Annotated in this window: 18 protein-coding genes; 2 read left to right on the top strand and 16 right to left on the bottom strand. The window is 33.9% G+C overall.

What is annotated here, in order from left to right:
• The first annotated feature begins 380 nt into the window (after nucleotides 1-380).
• Nucleotides 381-1,328 (top strand): helix-turn-helix domain-containing GNAT family N-acetyltransferase, encoded by a 948-nt coding sequence (locus L1276_RS18445; RefSeq protein WP_253790422.1) that lies wholly within the window; start codon nucleotides 381-383, stop codon nucleotides 1,326-1,328.
• Nucleotides 1,329-1,408: 80 nt separating this feature from the next.
• Here L1276_RS18445 and L1276_RS18450 read toward each other — a convergent pair whose 3' ends face one another.
• From L1276_RS18450 to L1276_RS18495, 10 genes are all read right to left on the bottom strand, one after another.
• Nucleotides 1,409-2,608, bottom strand: a complete 1,200-nt coding sequence (locus tag L1276_RS18450) for an FAD-binding oxidoreductase (RefSeq protein ID WP_253790423.1) — start codon at nucleotides 2,606-2,608, stop codon at nucleotides 1,409-1,411.
• The gene (locus L1276_RS18455) at nucleotides 2,605-3,096 is read right to left on the bottom strand and encodes a low affinity iron permease family protein (RefSeq protein WP_253790424.1); all 492 of its coding nucleotides are present in this window, start codon (nucleotides 3,094-3,096) and stop codon (nucleotides 2,605-2,607) included. Before L1276_RS18455 ends, L1276_RS18450 begins: the two co-directional genes overlap by 4 nt.
• A gap of 11 nt (nucleotides 3,097-3,107) precedes the next feature.
• Nucleotides 3,108-5,930: an AsmA family protein gene (locus L1276_RS18460; RefSeq protein WP_253790425.1), complete on the bottom strand. Its 2,823-nt coding sequence runs from the start codon at nucleotides 5,928-5,930 to the stop codon at nucleotides 3,108-3,110.
• Between the two features lie 16 nt (nucleotides 5,931-5,946).
• Nucleotides 5,947-6,795, bottom strand: coding sequence for an MlaD family protein (locus L1276_RS18465; protein WP_253790426.1), 849 nt, complete (start codon nucleotides 6,793-6,795; stop codon nucleotides 5,947-5,949).
• A gap of 27 nt (nucleotides 6,796-6,822) precedes the next feature.
• Nucleotides 6,823-7,602, bottom strand: coding sequence for an ABC transporter ATP-binding protein (locus L1276_RS18470; protein ID WP_253790427.1), 780 nt, complete (start codon nucleotides 7,600-7,602; stop codon nucleotides 6,823-6,825).
• A 1-nt stretch (nucleotide 7,603) separates the two neighbouring features.
• Entirely contained in the window at nucleotides 7,604-8,362 is a 759-nt protein-coding gene (locus tag L1276_RS18475) for an ABC transporter permease (RefSeq protein WP_253790429.1), read from the bottom strand.
• A gap of 255 nt (nucleotides 8,363-8,617) precedes the next feature.
• Nucleotides 8,618-9,862: a beta-ketoacyl-ACP synthase II gene (gene fabF / locus L1276_RS18480; RefSeq protein ID WP_253790431.1), complete on the bottom strand. Its 1,245-nt coding sequence runs from the start codon at nucleotides 9,860-9,862 to the stop codon at nucleotides 8,618-8,620.
• Entirely contained in the window at nucleotides 9,862-10,419 is a 558-nt protein-coding gene (locus L1276_RS18485) for a TetR/AcrR family transcriptional regulator (RefSeq protein WP_253790433.1), read from the bottom strand. The genes fabF and L1276_RS18485 overlap by 1 nt, the downstream gene beginning before the upstream one ends.
• Before the next feature lie 157 nt (nucleotides 10,420-10,576).
• Nucleotides 10,577-12,847, bottom strand: a complete 2,271-nt coding sequence (locus L1276_RS18490) for a glycosyltransferase (protein ID WP_253790435.1) — start codon at nucleotides 12,845-12,847, stop codon at nucleotides 10,577-10,579.
• Nucleotides 12,828-13,907, bottom strand: coding sequence for a pesticidal protein Cry7Aa (locus tag L1276_RS18495; RefSeq protein WP_253790437.1), 1,080 nt, complete (start codon nucleotides 13,905-13,907; stop codon nucleotides 12,828-12,830). The genes L1276_RS18490 and L1276_RS18495 overlap by 20 nt, the downstream gene beginning before the upstream one ends.
• A gap of 270 nt (nucleotides 13,908-14,177) precedes the next feature.
• Here L1276_RS18495 and L1276_RS18500 point away from each other — a divergent pair, with 270 nt between their 5' ends.
• Entirely contained in the window at nucleotides 14,178-14,339 is a 162-nt protein-coding gene (locus L1276_RS18500; protein ID WP_071638579.1) for a DUF1328 domain-containing protein, read from the top strand.
• Nucleotides 14,340-14,439: 100 nt separating this feature from the next.
• Here L1276_RS18500 and L1276_RS18505 read toward each other — a convergent pair whose 3' ends face one another.
• The 6 genes from L1276_RS18505 to L1276_RS18530 all read right to left on the bottom strand — a co-directional run bounded on the left by L1276_RS18505 (nucleotide 14,440) and on the right by L1276_RS18530 (nucleotide 17,510).
• Entirely contained in the window at nucleotides 14,440-14,904 is a 465-nt protein-coding gene (locus L1276_RS18505) for a DUF1440 domain-containing protein (protein ID WP_253790440.1), read from the bottom strand.
• A 4-nt stretch (nucleotides 14,905-14,908) separates the two neighbouring features.
• Nucleotides 14,909-15,418 (bottom strand): DinB family protein, encoded by a 510-nt coding sequence (locus L1276_RS18510; protein ID WP_253790442.1) that lies wholly within the window; start codon nucleotides 15,416-15,418, stop codon nucleotides 14,909-14,911.
• Nucleotides 15,419-15,442: 24 nt separating this feature from the next.
• A complete protein-coding gene (locus L1276_RS18515) occupies nucleotides 15,443-15,814 on the bottom strand; it encodes a VOC family protein (protein ID WP_253790443.1) in 372 nt (123 codons plus the stop codon).
• Nucleotides 15,815-15,890: 76 nt separating this feature from the next.
• A complete protein-coding gene (locus tag L1276_RS18520; protein ID WP_253790444.1) occupies nucleotides 15,891-16,100 on the bottom strand; it encodes a hypothetical protein in 210 nt (69 codons plus the stop codon).
• Nucleotides 16,101-16,112: 12 nt separating this feature from the next.
• Nucleotides 16,113-16,493 (bottom strand): DoxX family protein, encoded by a 381-nt coding sequence (locus L1276_RS18525; RefSeq protein WP_253790445.1) that lies wholly within the window; start codon nucleotides 16,491-16,493, stop codon nucleotides 16,113-16,115.
• Between the two features lie 285 nt (nucleotides 16,494-16,778).
• A complete protein-coding gene (locus L1276_RS18530; protein WP_253790446.1) occupies nucleotides 16,779-17,510 on the bottom strand; it encodes a GNAT family N-acetyltransferase in 732 nt (243 codons plus the stop codon).
• Between the last annotated feature and the right edge of the window lie 9 nt (nucleotides 17,511-17,519).

The raw sequence follows: 17,519 nt of genomic DNA on the forward strand, positions 1-17,519 counted from the left end.
CAGGAACTTAGCCACTTAGCATCTTAAAAAATAATGTCGTTAGCTATTAAGCAAGATATATATAAAGCTGCTGAGATTCTGAGATACTAAGCTTCTAAAAACTTACTCTCTCAGAAACTTAGCCGCTTAACATCTTTGAAAAAATAATGTCGTTAGCTTTAAGCAAGATATATTCCAAAAAAATAAGATTCTAAATCTATCTGATTTAAGTAAAAGCTTAATGAAAGAGGATTTAGAATCTTATTTTTTTTTTAGATAAAATCCGTAGAATATAAGTTAAAACTTAACATCTTAGTAACTCAGAATTTTTGGGACAAAAAAAATCCGGCAAAGAATTTTTTTTATATATTTGCATAACTGGTTATATAATTAATTATAATATGGAATTTTTTAATAAAGTAGGCAAAGCGGCTATAGGAAGCCGTTTGCGTTTAATGACGGCAGTTATTACAGATGATGCTTCTAAGATTTATGAGTTGTATGGTGTGGATTTTGTACCAAAGTGGTTTCCGGTTTTTTATACTTTAACAGAAGAAAGGGAACTTACTATTACCGAGATTGCAAATGAAATTGGGCATTCTCAGCCTTCGGTAAGCAAAATTATTCAGGAGATGATTACGGCAGGAATTATTCAGGAAAGCAAAACGGAGGATAAAAGAAAAAACAATGTTGTTTTGACCGAAAAAGGGATTTTGCTTTCGCAGAAGATACAGCAGCAGCTTAAAGATATTGATGTAGCGATAGAGGGTTTAATTTCTGAATCGAAACACAATCTTTGGGCAGCGCTTGAGGAGTGGGAATTTTTATTGGAACAAAAGTCTATGTTTAAACGTGTAAACGATCAGAAAAAACTTCGAGAAAGTAAAGATGTTAAAATAGTAGAATATACTTCTCAATATCATGAAGCTTTTAGGTCTTTAAATGTAGAATGGATTTCGACTTATTTTGAAATGGAAGAGACAGATTATAAAGCTTTGGATAATCCTGAAGAATATATCTTAAATAAAGGCGGAAAAATTCTGGTAGCTTTATATAATGATGAACCTGTTGGGGTTTGTGCACTTATAAAAATGAACAACCCTGATTACGATTATGAAATGGCAAAAATGGCGGTTTCACCAAAAGCACAAGGTAAAAATATAGGCTGGTTATTAGGTCTGGCGATCGCTGCAAAAGCAAAAGAACTCGGAGCTAAAAAGATATACCTCGAAAGCAACACAATCTTAAAACCTGCGATAAACTTATATTATAAATTAGGTTTCGAGAAAGTGTTTGGTCTGAAAACACCATACAAACGATGTAACATACAGATGGAGTTAGTTCTTTAGGAGAGGTAGTAAGTTAATAAGGTTCTAAGATGCTAAGTTTTTTCTCAGCAACTTAGAACCTTAGCAGCTTAGAGTCTAAATTAACGCCCAAATCTATAATATTCTAAATCTGGATTTTTTTTATTGTTTAAAGAATCTACAATTGAATTCATTCCGATTACACTGAAAGTGATTCCGTTGCCTCCGAAGCCTAAAACGTAATGTTCATTTTTCTTCGGATTTGGTTTTCCAAAATAGGGAAGACCGTCTTTCGTTTCGCCAAAAGTTCCGGCCCAGGAATAATCTAATTTGAAGTTCATATTAGGAAATCTTCTTCTAAATTGTCTTATTAATGCTGCTTCTTTCTTCGGAAGAAGTTTATCACGTTTTTTTGCATCTTTAAATTCTTCATCACCTCCGCCCATAATAATGCGGTTGTCAGAAGTGGCACGATAATAATAGTATGGTGATGAAGTATCCCAAATAACAGCGTTTTTTAAGATCGCAGGTAATTCCGGTAAAGTTTCAGATGCGAGCGCATAGGTGCTCTTTAAATCGACAATTTTTTCCTGAACAGTTTCTGTACTTTCATAACCGCTGCAATGAATAACATGATCAGCTGTTATCGTACATCTGTTTTCGGTGTGGGCTATGCATTTTCCTTTTTGATTTTGAACAGATGTAACATTGGTTCTGTCAAAAATCTGCATGCCGTTTTGGTAGCAATAATACAATAAATCACTCGCCAGTTTAAACGGATCCATAACCGCTGCCGTTTTAGATTCTATTGCTGCAATGGCATTTAATCCCATTTTTTCAAGTTCATATTTGTTCAGCCAGGTAACATCAAAATCATGTTGTTTTCGGGTTTTAAATTCATTCTTTAAAAACGGAATATCTTTTTTATAAGAAGTAAAATAGATACTTTTTTTAAATTCAAATCCACATTCGCTTTCTACCGTATCGATTATATTTCGCAGGTCAAAAATGGCTTTTTTACCATTTCTGTAGCTTTCAACAGCACATTGTTCGCCGCGAAGTTTTATCAGTTCATGCAGAGATACATCGATTTCATATTGAAGGAGAGCCGTACTCGCGGCCGTACTTCCATTGCATACGTCGCGTCGGTCTACTAATACTATTTTTTTTCCCTGCGTAATTAATTTATAAGCCATTAGAGCGCCTGTTATTCCTCCGCCAATAATCAAAATTTCAGTTTTAATATCGGCATTTATTGAAGGATAACTGGTATTCATGGCATTTTTTAAAGGCCAGAAAGTTTCTGTTGAACGTAATTTCATTTTTTATCTGTATTTCGTGCAGCACGATGCTTGGTTCTGTTTTTATCTTTGTACTCATGTTGCGAATGTGCTTCGGCAATAGAGTGAGAAGTTCTTATGCTTTCTTCTTTTTTTGCGAGTTCACTTAAACGGTGATAATATTTTTGAATAACAATCATTTCATCTTCGGTCATGTTTTCAATATCAACCAGACTATTGCTGGAACGTTCGTTTGAAGCGACTAATTCATTTAGTTTTAGTTGAATCGCTAATGAATCTTTATTCTGTGCTTTCTGAATTAAGAAAACCATCAAAAAAGTAATAATTGTTGTTCCGGTATTGATGACCAATTGCCAGGTTTCAGAATAATTAAAAATAGGTCCAGAAACAGCCCACGCCAAAACAATTACAAAAGCGCCTATAAAAGCGGTTGTGCTTCCGGCTGCTTTTGAAACTTTTGAAGCAAATCTTTCAAATGCACTTCCGCCATTTTGTTTCTTGTTTTTCATTGCATTATTAATTAGGATTTCTTCTTCTTGCTTACTTTTTCTTTTTTAATGACTTTATTGTTTTTTTCATCGTAGACAGCTCCAACAATTTTTTGACCGGTTTTGCTGAATATTTTAATTTTAGGATTTTCGTGTGTTCCGGTAATTACAATTGGAAAACCAATAATACCGCCGGGAGGAAGCCCTAAACGCATACGTAAATCTAAAAGTCCGTCAAAACTCGTAGTTCCTTTAATTGTAGGTTTAAAACTGGCCACGCTAAAAGTAAATGGCTCAATATGAATTAAATTATTATCGATATTCGACTTAATTTCAATTCCTTCCATTTTTGGATCATCTAGACCTTTTTGTCCGGTTTGAGAACTTACTCCTTCAAATAATTTTAAACCTTTAATTTTTACATCACGAAGATTGATCGTTCCGCCGCCTTCAAGTGATTCATAAATAGGTCCCATATTTCCGTTTAAATCTCCTTTTATTTTATAATCAACAGAAATAATTCCCTCTGCTTTTTCGGCCGCTGTAACCATATCATGAAACATTGGAATTTCTTTGTAAGCACGCTGTACGCTGAAATCTTTCGCCGTGAAATGCGCATCAAAATGCGCAGAAGTAGGCGACTCATCTTTATAACCCGCATTAACTCCAAGAATGCAATCGATGATATTAAATGTGGTGTTTTCTAAATAAAAACCGCCTTTTGCAATTCCTATTTTTCCGGTAAGTTTGTGTAAGTTAAGTCCGTTGTATTCTACTTTATCTGCATTTGCGGTAAGCGAAACATTTAAATTTTGAGGTACCATAACCACACCGCTCATTTTTGGATGATCTTCTTTGGCATATTCTACTTCTACTTTACGGTCTTTATTTTCGCCTTTTTCAAGCGCCATAAATTCATCTACATTAATCAGTTTAGATTTCATGTTGAAGTTGCCGCTCAAGGTTCCGTGTGATTCCAGAAAATAGTTAATCGTATTTAAAAGATATCCGTTAATATCAAAATCAGATTTACCGTAAGAAGCGTAGAATTTTTCAAACCACATTTTTTCATTTTGAAAACGGAAATTTCCCTGTTTGATAAAAAAAGCTTTCGGAAATAATTCGGATGTTGCTTTTATATTTTTTAACAGAATAGTGCCTCGATTATCCAGCTTATTATATTGTCCGTTTGTGGCGTAGCTTTGTTTTCCTTTAAGAGACAAGTCGGCTTTTGCATAACCGGTTACGTCAAGACCTTTTTGTGAAAAGACCTGATAAATTCGACCCACATTTAATTCTCCTTTAATTTTGGCATTATAAGCCAGATCACTAAAATCTGATAAAGCCATATTTACATACATTGGGTTTCCTTCAAAAACAAATGAGGCGGGCGAAACAGCTACAATTAAATCCTGAAATGTTCCGGCTTTGTTTAAAACATTGGCAACAAACGTAATATCCGTAATTGGGTTAGGGTAGTAGTCTGTTTTTAATGATCCGTTTCTAAGCGAAATACCGCCAATTGTTTTTGGAAACAGCTTTTTGGATGTACTGAAAAGTCCTTTTGCCTGAATATTAGTTTTGAGAATTCCCTTTAAATCAATTTTTTCAAGACCTATTGCGGCATCAACTACAGCAAGATCCAAAGCGCCTTTTATACTGGCATCGACAGTCATTTCGCTTAAACCTTTACTGCGCAGATAGGCGTTAAAATAATCTTTTTCGCCTACTTTAAATCGTAACGTTCTAAGGTTTACCAACAATTGTTCTGTATCAAGAGAAGGCAGAATGGCATTTAAATCCATTTGAAAATCGGTTAAGGGAACGGGTGCATTTTGATAATTTACCGCGCCGTCTTTTACTTTTAAATTAAAAGCCAAATTGGGTTTCTGCTTTTTTGAAACATTGTAATCTCCTTTAAAAGAAAGCACCAAATCACTTTTTCCTGAAATCTCAGTTTCATCCAGCCAGGTTAAATATTCCGGTGGCATAACTGATAATAAGTCTTTTACGGTCGTGTTTTCTGAAGCTGCTTTAATGTTGATTTTATATCCGTCTTTTAAAATGGTAAATAATCCGGTAAAGGTTAAAGGCAGTTTATTAATCTGCAATTCATTTTTTTGAAGAATAAATGATAAGGCATGAGTATTAATTCTGGTAATTAAATCAGCACGAACAGCTTTTTTTCTAAGATAGGCGGTTCTGTTGTAGTAGAAATCCAGAGTATCAATTTTTGCATCGGTATTTAAATCAAAAATATCATCGCTTAAATTTCCTTTTCCAACATAATTAAAACCTTTCGCATCAATTAAAATCTTAGCCGAACGATCGTTGTATTTTACGCGGCAGTTTTTTAAATCAATTCGCTCTAGTTTTATTGCAGTTCCTTCTTCCGGTGCATTTGGATCTTCTTTTACATTTTTTCGATCTTCGGGCGCGACATAAATGTTGTAATTGGCTTGTCCTTTTTCATTTACCATTACATTTATTAAAGCGTTAGAAACGTATAATTTATTGATTTTAACTTCGCTGTCAAAAATCAGTCTTTTCAGATTTATCCCAAATGCCACCTGATCTGCTTTTATTAAAGTGTCGTTTCCAAATGGTTTAGAACCAGTCATCGATAAATCGTCAAGCGAAACCGTCAAAGAAGGGAAATGCGTAAAAAACGAAAGTTTGGACTTCGAAAAATCCAACTTTGTATCTAAACGTTCGTTTGCAATTTTTTTAACTTCTGTGGCTACTTTTCCGGGAAATAGGAGCGGAATCAAAAAAAGTAACAGCAGAATTCCTGCTATTACTATTCCCGTCCATTTTAATATTTTAAGGCTTATATTTTTATACGAAGTTTTCATGGCGCAGAATTTTTAGTTATTTCTTTTCAGGCTCTTTCTTAGCGTTTTCCTGTTTTTGTTTTTCTTCCTTCGCCTTTTCTTCTTTGGCTTTTTCTTGTTTTTCTTTCTCTTCTTTAGCTTTGGCTTCTTTTTCTTTCTCTGCTTTTTCCTGCTGTTCTTCTTTTTTCTCTTTTATTTCTTCTTGCTTTTTTTCTTTTTCTTTCGCTTTTTTCTTGTAATAGCCTCTTAGCAAGAAATTGCTTTTTGCAGCTTCCATATTATCGCTGAAACCTTTTGTTCCGCTTTCAAGATTTGAAAGCGTGTTCGAAACGCTGTTTGCCATTTTATCGTCTCTTACTAATCTTGCCAGCGCACCGTTTCCGTTGTTCATGCTATGGCTGAAAATGGCCAGTTCTTCAGAAATAACTCCTACATTATCGACGCTTTTTTTGACACTTTTCATAATGTCATTCATTTCTATCCCGTTGATAGAGGCAATGGCTCCATTGTTTTCGATAATTTTTGTAGATTTTACACCCGGCGTAATAGTAAGGACTTTATCGCCCATTAATCCGTCAGAACCAATACTGGCACGGGCATCTGTTTTTATAAATTCGCGGACTTCATCTTTTATAACCATTGAAACTACTACCGAAGAATCATTTATCAATCTGATTTCTTCAACGGTACCAATGTTAATACCTGAAAAACGAACGTTGTTTCCAACTTCTAAACCGCTGACCGTTTTAAATTGTGATGTGATGTGGAATGTTGAACCAAATAGATTTTTTTGTTTTCCAATAAAATAAATGGCGATTATAAAAAGCAACAGTCCTACTGTTACAAACATTCCTAATTTCCAAGTATATCCAGATTGCTTTTCCATGATTTCTAGTATTTTATTTTGCTTTTTTTATTCAAAAAATGAGCGTACCCATTCGTCTTCGTCTTTTTCTAATTCTTCGTAAGTTCCTTCGGCATGAATAACACCGTCTTTCAAAACCATAATTCTGTCAGCCGTCATTTTGGCGCAGGCCATGTCGTGAGTAATAATGATCGACGAGGTTTTTTGTTTGTGTTTGATATCTAGAATTAATTCGCTGATTTCTCTCGAAGTAATTGTATCTAAACCTGTTGTGGGTTCATCATATAAAATGATTTCCGGTTTTAAAATCAGGGTTCTAGCCAAGCCTATTCTCTTTCTCATCCCGCCTGACAATTCTGCCGGCATTTTGTCAATGGCATCGCCAAGACCTACACTTTCAAGAGCTTCTATCACTTCTTTTTCAACTTCCTCTTCGCTTAAATCTCTTTTGTGCGCGCGTAATGTAAAGGCCAGGTTTTCTCTAACCGACATAGAATCGTATAAAGCACCGCTTTGAAATAGAAATCCAATTTTGACTCGTATTTCGTTTAGTTCTTTTTTAGAGATATTGAGTATGTTCTCGCCAAAAACGTTTATTTCGCCTTGGTCTGGTTCAATTAATCCCACAATGCATTTTATGGTAACAGATTTTCCAGATCCGGAACGCCCCAGAATCACTAAATCTTCGCCTTTGTTTACCGTAAGATTTACGCCTTTTAAGATGGTGTTGTCTTTACCAAAAGTTTTATGCAGATCTTTAATCTCAATGATTGGAGTCTTATTTTTTTCTTTTGGTTTGGCTTCGATATTTTTTTCTTCTTTTATCATCTTAAAAAAATAAATCAGTTATTTGTACGGCTACCATATCAATAATAAATATGCTTAATGAGGCTGTAACGACGGCAGAGTTTGCAGCGCGTCCTACACTTTCAGTTCCGTTTGCGGCATTAAATCCTTTATAACATCCAATCATTCCAATAAAAAATCCGAAAAAGAAGGTTTTAATTGTAGCTGGAAATAAATCTAAAAATTCCAGCGACTGAATAATCTGGGTTAAGTAACGATAGAAATTAACATCACCATGAATGTTTATGCCCACATAACCGCCAATAATGCCCACCGCATCTGCAAAAAACACTAGTATTGGAACCATTAATGTACAGGCTAAAATTCTGGTAACCACTAAATAATTATAAGGATTAATGGCAGAAACTTCCATGGCATCGATTTGTTCTGTTACTTTCATAGAGCCTAATTCGGCACCAATTCCAGATGAAATTTTTCCGGCACAAATCAGTGCTGTAATAACCGGCGCAATTTCTCTAATTAAAGAAAGTGCTACCATTCCGGGAAGCCAGCTTTCGGCTCCAAATTTGACTAAAGTGGGTCTTGACTGAAGCGTAAGCACCAAGCCCATAATAAAACCGGTAATTGCCACCAAAGGCAATGATTTGTAACCAATGACATAACATTGTTTTAGAAACTCTTTTGCCTCATAAGGAGGAATAAAAGCCTCCTTAAAAAATCTCTTGGCAAACAATGTTACATCACCAATTTGTGCGAATGTATTTTTTAAGCTGAGAATCAAAATGTTTTGTTTTAAGTTAGTTGTAGTTTCAAAATCAATTATTTAACAGTTTTTTCTGCTTTTTAAATTATATATGAAAGTTACCTCAATACTTGTTAAAAAATTTTACACAACTTTTTTTCAGCCTTATATAATTTTCATTAAATCACAATATTTCTACTAAAGTGACGTTGCAGTTTTTGAAAAACAAAAAAATCCCTTTTTTCATGAAAGGGATTTTTAAATATTGTGTAGTATTGCCGTTTTTGCTGTAACTTATTCTGTAAATTTTTTAAAGATTGAACTGGCTACATGTCCGCCAAAACCAAAAGTATTACTCATGGCATAATTGACTTCTCTTGAGTGAGCTTTTCCAAGTGTCAGATTAAATTTATCTCCATAATCTTGTTCAACAGTTTGTGTGTTTATAGTAGGCGGTACAATGTTTTCCTGAAGGGCTTTTATACAAGCAACTGCTTCAATTGCTCCTGCGCCGCCAAGCAAATGCCCCGTCATTGATTTTGTAGCACTGATATTTGCATTAGGTTTTATTCCAAATACTTTTTCTATTGCTTTAAGTTCACTTAAGTCACCCGCTGGAGTAGAGGTAGCGTGAGCATTTATATAATCAATTTTATCCGGAGTAATTCCGGCTTCTTCAAGAGCAAGTTCCATACCTAAAACAGCGCCTTCACCTTCAGGATGTGTTCCTGTTAAGTGATATGCATCAGACGCTAAACCGCCTCCCACAATTTCGGCTAGGATTACAGCATTTCGTTTTACAGCATGTTCGTAGCTTTCTAAGATGACAACGCCTGCACCTTCACCCAAAACAAATCCATCTCTTGCAGCATCAAAAGGACGAGAAGCTTTAGTATAATCTTCATTTAAAGTAGACAATGCTTTTGAAGCATTGAAACCTCCAATTGAAGATTCTGAAACTGAGGCTTCAGAACCACCGCTTATAATCATATCTGCTTTGCCCCAGCGAATGTAATTAAAGGCATCGATAATGGCAGTATTACTGGCAGAGCAGGCAGCAGCTGTTGTATAGTTAATGCCGCGAAGACCATATTTAATAGAAATAACACCTGAAGCAATATTGACAATTCTTTTCGGAATAAAAAACGGACTAAATCGTGGTGTGCCGTTTCCTAATTTATATTCTCCAAATTGTTCTTCAAAAGTCGAAATACCTCCATCGCCGCATCCCCAGATTACTCCAATTCGGTTTTTGTTTAAAGTATCAAAATCAATGTTGGCATTTTTTATTGCTTCGTCTGCTGCATGCAAAGCGTATTGCGTAAAAAGATCATATTTTCTAATTTCATTTTTTTCAAAAATAGGCGAAGCATCAAAGTTTTTAACTTCACACGCAAATTTGGTTTTAAATTGTGTGGTGTCAAATCTTGTAATAGGAGCGGCACCGCTTACTCCGTTAATTAATGAATTCCAATATTCCTCAACATTATTGCCAATAGGAGTTACTGCTCCTAAGCCTGTTACTACAACTCTTTTCATTATTTTTTAGTTCTTAATTCTGTTAATATTGTTTCTCTTACCAATTCAAAATCATCATCGTTTGTTAGTCTTGAAAGCTGGACTATTGCTACCATATTAGTTATTATCATTAATGCTTTTGTTCTTGCAGAACTTTGAAACTCAAATATTTTTTGTTCTTTTCCTTCAGTAAGTACTTCTGTCAGCCAGTTAATTACCAATGCGGCAAATATTTTTAGTTCGTTTTTTATTGATTCATCTAGTGTATTTAAGTCTGTTGCCAGTGATCCAACAATGCAGACTTTGTTTTCCTTTTTAATTTGTATATGAACAGCTAGAAATGATTCAAGTTTTACTAATGGAGATTCTGTAGCAACCTTTTTTTTTAAAGCTTCATATCTGGCAATATGCTCTTTAATAGTTGCTACCCCCAGATCTGATTTTGTAGGAAAGTGATAATGAATAGAAGCGGTCTTTATACCTATATCATTTGAAATATCTTTAAAACTAAAAGCATTGTAACCCTTATTTCGAATTAATTGATCTGCTTTATCTATAATATTTTCCCGTGTTGTCATGGCAGTAATTTTTTAAACAAATATACTACCTATTAATAGATAGGCAAATTTATTTGTTTATTTTAACAAAACAAAAAATCCCTTTCATTAAGAAAGGGATTTTCCGGGTTTAATAGAATTTTGGTCAGTCTATTGTTTTTAAAGAATTGAAATTCCTTTATAAGTTTATAGCGATGCCGGCTCTGGATTTCATTAAGGGAATAACCTTAGACTCTGAAAGTGCAAATTTTTCCATTAACAATCTTGCAGTTAAATAACATACAGTAGATTCTGCACCTTGGTTTAAGTTCACATTTTCTTTTTCAAGACCGTCATAACCGCCTCCGCTTACCGGATTATACATAATTTGATTTAAATGATTTTTTCCTAAAAACCAATTAAACGCTGTTTTCATTTTCTTTTTATATTCTGGAGTTTTAAAAGCTTGGTAAAAAGCATTTAAAGTCTGAATCGTGTAAGTTACATCAATTGGCTGTTCTCCATATTCCTGTGGTTCAGATCCTTTGTGATACCAGCTTTGATTGGAAATAGCTTTAAAATTACCATCAACAAAAGTTTTTGACATTAAAAAGTCTAATGAATCTAAAGCTACTTTTTTGTAAACCGGTTTATTGGTCACTAAATAAGCGTATAACATTGATTCTGGAAGAATTCCGTTTCCGTATGTTAAATAGTTTTCAAACCATTGCCAGTCTTCAGAAGCGGTATCTTCATAATTAGAAAGCAGTTTCGCATTTAATTTATTGATAATAGCCGCAACATATAAATTTGGAATGGCATTATGATACAGATACAAGCCTTTTGTAGCGAAACCAATAGAACGCGGAGACTGAATATTTTCTGCCCATTTTAGTGAATTCAGGAAGCAGTTTGATGCTTTTTTAGAAATATTCTCAGGAAGAATGTCGGCATTTGCAACTACTGTTCCTAAAGCCCAGATAGCTCTTGCGTTTGAATCTTCCAGATTAACTTCGGCATTTTGCTCAACGTGTTCACGATATTCCTTATCGACGTAATTAATGAAGTTTCCTTTCGGTTTCTGGCATCTTTCGATAAAATCCAGGTAAATTAAAATATAAGGAAGATCATCTTTATCTTTTGTTAGTTTATAATGCATACAAAAGGCAATCAAAGCACGTGCATTATCATCTAAAGTATAACCCGATTCTAAATCTGGAACTGAAATTTTACTAAACTGAATGATACCAAGATCTGTCGTTAATTTTTTGATATGTCGTAACTGAATATCCGGATAGCTGTATTTAATATCAGCTGGATTTTCAATTAGTTTTTTATATGTATTTATGTGTGTTAATCCTGCATTTTCCCAAGATGAAGCTCTCATTTTAGTTAAAGCCTGAATTGCCATTCCGTGTCTAAGATTTTCGTCGGCAATTAGTTTTAAAGTTGCTTCTGCAAATTGATCGACATCTCCAATATCAACTAGAACACCGCAGTCTTCGGTTAAAACTTCTCTGGTATGCGGAATTTTAGATGCCACCATTGGGCATGCACAACTCATGGCATAAGCAAAGGTACCGCTTACGGCCTGGTTTGGATCTTTAGATGTAAACAAATAAATATCAGTAGCTTTTAAATATTCTAAAAGCTCATCAGTATCTAAATATTGGTTAATGAAACGAACATTTTTGCGTAAATCCAATTCATCAACAAGCGCTTCCAGTTTATCGCGATAAGCGTCAACGCCTTCTTTAATTAAATTTGGATGTGTTTTGCCAATGATTAAATACAAAACGTCTGGTTCTTTTTTAACGATTTTTGCCAAAGCCTGCAAACCGGTTTCGATGTTTTTTCCTTCACCCAAAAGTCCGAAAGTCGACAATACAATTTTGTTTTGAATATCGAATTTTGCTTTTGCCTGTTCTGGAGCTTCATAAATTACAATATGAGTTCCGTGTGGTACACAAGTAATTATTTCTTCATTGATATCATAGTGCTGCATCAAAATTTCTTTTGATTGGTTAGTCATTACAAAAACAGAATTACTGTAGCTTAGAAGTAATTTTACAAAAGTTTTCAATTCGTTATTCGGGTTTTGAATAACACTGTGAAAAGTATAGGTTACCGGTTTTTTTATAGTATTTAAAAAATCTAATAAATGATCTCCGTAGCTGCCTCCAAATAAACCAAATTCATGCTGAATGTGCACTAATTTTACATTTTCATCCTGATTGATTTCCTCGGCAACTTTTGTGTATTCGGCTCTTTCTTTGGTATTTAATGTAAAGGCTTGTGTTGGGTTTGCTTTTGGTTCATTGACCAATTCGCAAATTTCACAAGTTATCGATTTACCAAAAACATTGGTAATTCCTTTTATTGTATCTTGGGTATAAGTTGCGATACCACATTGTGTTGGAGGAAATGTAGAAAGAAAAACAATTTTCGATTTATTTGATATCTTCTTCATGGGAGTTCTGTTTTAGTTCTGTTAATAAGTCGTTAAGGTTCAGAGAGGCTGCCGCAATCTTGTCATCGGCGGCACCGTAATAAATATATAATAGGTCATCAAAAATGGCTGTTCCCGTGGGGAAAACAACATAATTTACATACCCGTGTCTTTCGTAATATTCTGATGGCGTAATAATAGGTTTTGCTAAACGTCCTATTACTTTGCTTGGATCATTAAGATCCAGTAAAGCGGCGCAGGCATGATAAACAAGACCTTTTTCACGTCTTTCGGCAGCATGATAAATCAACAGCCATCCTTCTTTAGTTTCAATTGGCGGAGCGCCTGGTCCAATATGACTTGTTTCATGATCATATTTGGGTTCCATAATAATATAATCCGGCAGGTTTTTTAAATACTCTTTCCAAAAATCTACCGTCAGCTCTTTTTTCTTCTCAAATGAAACAATTTGAATAGAAGGAAATAAGCGGTGTAAAGCCACAAATTTTCCGTTTATTTTTTTTGGAAAAAGAACTACATTTTTATCCCACACTAATAAATTTTCCTTCATTGTTTCGCTCAAAGGATAATTTCTGGCGGTATTAAAAGCTAATATGCTGGCAATACTTGGGTTTTGTAAGTGTTTGCGAATCAAATTAGTGAATTCATTTAAAATGAATTTTGGTGTTATAATTCCTTTCTTTTTAAAAGAAGTCAAATCTTTTGATGTTGCAATAGCTCCACACGCATTAAGGCCGTCATATGTTACATATGTCATATAGAAGGTATCGCCAATTTTTGTAATTCTTGGATCTTCTACACCATGAATTTCATAAATATATTCGGGTACAAAAATGGGTTCAGTATGACGTTCTGCTAAAGTTACAGGGCCTTCGAAACGGCAATAACCAATAGTTGAAAAATTACCTCTTTTAGCAGCTCTGTAAAACATATGAACGCTGTTTCCATCTTGATATATCGCAGGATTTAAAACACCTAATTCTTCAAAAGGGCGTTCTGTTTTCTCTAAAATAACACCCAGTTTTGCTGCTAAAGTGTTTTGATTAATCACTGCTTCCATACCTAAATTTCTATAGGTTAAAATTACCTTGGGAAAAGACCGGGAATTAACTCAATCGATCAAAAAATTAACTCTAAAGCATTTACATGGGAATTGTATAAGGTTCAAATTGAAATTCTGGAAAAGGCCGATAAATTTATGATTTGTAGTTGATTGCGCTAAAAAATATCGCATTTGAGTTAATCGTTTTTGTAAGTAAACTGGAACTTTGAGAAACAAACAAATCAGACTTTCAAAAAAGTCATATTTTTTAATTTAAATTACACTATTATGTTACGATGGACAGTCACTTTCATAATTCTAGCTATAGTAGCCGGAATTTTTGGTTTTGGAGGAATTGCCGCTGGAGCCGCTAGTATCGCAAAAATCTTATTCTTTATATTCTTAGTTTTGTTTATTATCTCATTAATAAGCGGCAGAAGCAGAGTTTAGATTTAAATTTTAATCGAAAAAAAGCGAAATTAACTATTGAATGTTGATTTCGCTTTTTTTTTGCTTCAGGTTTCAGGTTGAAATGAACTTAAATTTATTTTTAATGTCTGGTATAAAACTTCTTGGTTACATATGCAATGGGAAGGCCAATACAGAATATCAAAATTAATATAGAAAGCAATAAAGGGAAATCAAATTGTTTTGCAGGAAGCTCTGGAAACACAATAGGCAGTACGATAAGATTCATTACAATCCAAACGAAGATACCATATATAATTCCCGACAGTAAAAAGTTTTGCCGAAGAAATGGAAGATAAGGATATATTTTAAAATAAATGTAAGCAAAAAGAAAAGCAATAAAGTAATGAAGCAGCAAACCATAAAGAGCCATTTGCGATCCGTTGGTGTAAGCTTCCTTTTTAAACATACCGCTCGCAATAGATTGTAGAATTTTTACCGCGGTTGTTTGATGTAATATAACTGAATAAATTAAAATTGCTGCCAAAATATCCAGCGTACCGGATAAAAAACCAGAGTATAAAATAGTTTTAGATTTTGATCTCATTAATTTAGCCTTTAGTTATATACTTAAAAATATGATTTAATTGATGCGTATGCCTTTGAGTGTGAACTAATGCGAAATCAATCCATTCGTACATCGTAAATGTATCAAAACCCGGAACCTGAAAATCTAAACAAGTCAGCGTTAAATCGTACTTTTCGGCACAATCCAATAATTCTGATTCGATTTTGTGCAGTTTCCTATTTAAATCATTTTTGATATATTCTTTTTTTTCGGGTATAAGAAAAACGGGTGCGTCCATTTTTATATCGAAGTTTAAAAAAAGACCTTCAATATCTTTGATTTTTTCGTCGGGTTTTCGGGTGGTTTGTTCCGTTTTTCCTGCAAACAATTCCGGAAATCCAGAGGAGGCCAGAATAATATGCTGTGTTACTTGTCCGGCCGTCCAGCTTCCCTGATACGGAACAAGATTCAATTCGTCTTCAGAAAATCTGGAAATTGATTCATTTAATTTTTTGAATGTTTCAACAATATCATTTGCAGCTTCAGTTTTCATATTATTGATTTCTTAAATGGATTATTATACAGATGTTATCCACCAGACATTTCCAAACGGATCTGTTACACCGCAGGTTCTTCCATAATCCTGATCGCTTAATCCCATTAAAGAAACGGCTCCGTTTTCTAAAGCTTTTTTATAGGTTTCATCGGCATTGGGTACGTAGACAAATAAGTTTGAGGTTTGTTTTGCCCAGTCTGTAATTTCATCAGTAATCATTATAGTGCTTCCGTTTAAGGTAATTTCGGCATGCATAATAGTTCCGTCTTCACGTAATGATTTTGTATTGGTTTCAGTTGCTCCAAAAACTTTTTTGGTAAAGTCAATGAATTTTGATGCACCTTGTAAAATCAAATACGGCATTATGGTTTGATGTTCTGCAGGAATATTCATTTTTTGATATTTTAAAAATTAGGATTTTAAAATTACGAAATTTTGTTTTAATATTTTGTAAATCAGTAAATTATGTTTAAGGGAGTGCTTCACATTGAAAACCGTGCGAATTTAGAAGTTCTATTATTTTCTGATTTGGAATAGAAGAGCCATGAACTCTAAGGATTTTATCACAATCTTCGAGATCAAAATTCACAATGCTGTTTGGGAAATGTTCAAGAAGTTTCCCAAGAATCATTATAGATTCTTCGACTTCCTGAACATTGGTTTTGAAAACTTCTATCATCGTTTTAGAGATTTACAAAGCGATATTTTTGTATCGCTCTATTTTATGATAATAGATATAAGAAATTGCCAGAATCACTAAGAAAATCAACGGAAAGAAACTTTGAAAATTGATTCCGTCCACAGCAAAATGACTAATTGAAGCAAATATAAAATCGAAACCAAATCCAGCATAAGCCCATTCCTTTACATTTTTGGGAACCTGAGGAATTACTAATGCTAAGACTCCTAAAATTTTGAAAACGACTAAAGCAACCCCAAAATATTCAGGATAACCTAAATGTCTGATTCCTTCTTTAGCCATTTCTGATTGAGAAGTTAAAGCCGGCATAACGCCTTCAAATAGAAAAATAATAATTGTTGTAATCCAAAAAATAATTTTTGCTTTTTTCATCGGGTATTTTTTAAAAGGTTATTAGTTAATGTATTACAAATCTAATAATGTTTTCCTTTTAATGAAATATACATTTAAGACTATTTTAGGGGCATTTTGGACAAGTTGCTTGTTAGTTGTTAGTTGTTAGTTGTTAGTTGTTAGTATTGAACTTATCTTACTATTTGTCATCCTTCGTTTCTCAGGATGACAAAAAAACAATAAAAACACCTTTGCCAAAATTTCAAACTTTGACAAAGGTTTACAATAATATTTTGGAATTTGAATTTTAAAAAAAAATGCAATTTAAGGAAGTTGATAATTTGTAATCAAAAACAAATCCTCAAAACCCAATCTGGTATAAATCCCTTTTCCTAAAGCAGAAGCTTGCAACTGTGCATATTCACAATCCGCATCAATCGCTTCATTGATCGCAAATTTCATGATTTCTTCTGCGAAACCTCTTTTGCGCATTTCAGGAATAACGCCGACACCATGAATTCCCATTGTTTTGTCGGTTTGGAAAAGCGTAAGCGTGCCAATTGGTTTTTCTTCAAAATGAACTAAATAGAATTTTACATTCTCATAATTAGAAACCAATGTTTCTTTACTGATTACATAACTGAAAGACAACGGATAAATATCAGACCAGGTTTTGGCATCTTCTTCATTTAAAACTCTTCTAAAAGTAAGTTTGTTTTGAAGCGGTAATTTTTTATTTAATTTTAAAAACATAGCCATCAGCTGAATTCGGATATTAAACCCGTTTTTTTCAAAAATTTCATTTGAATTACTTCCAAAAATATCCCAATACGGAACAACCAAACCTCGATTTTGGTTCATAGTTTCCAAAATCTGCGGCAAATTTTCTTCCGTAATATCTTCCCGAAACCATAATCTATTTGGCCAGCCTGAATTTTTGATCTGACTGAATTCTAAGAAATCATTTTTGTGATAAGAAAGGAGAGGAGTGGCAACAGTTTTCCAAAGTGTGGTAAGATTGTCAATATTGTTTTTGATGAGGTCTATTTTGGTCATTGTAATATT

The sequence above is a fragment of the Flavobacterium sp. HSC-32F16 genome (assembly GCF_024171645.1).
Taxonomy (GTDB): Bacteria; Bacteroidota; Bacteroidia; order Flavobacteriales; family Flavobacteriaceae; genus Flavobacterium.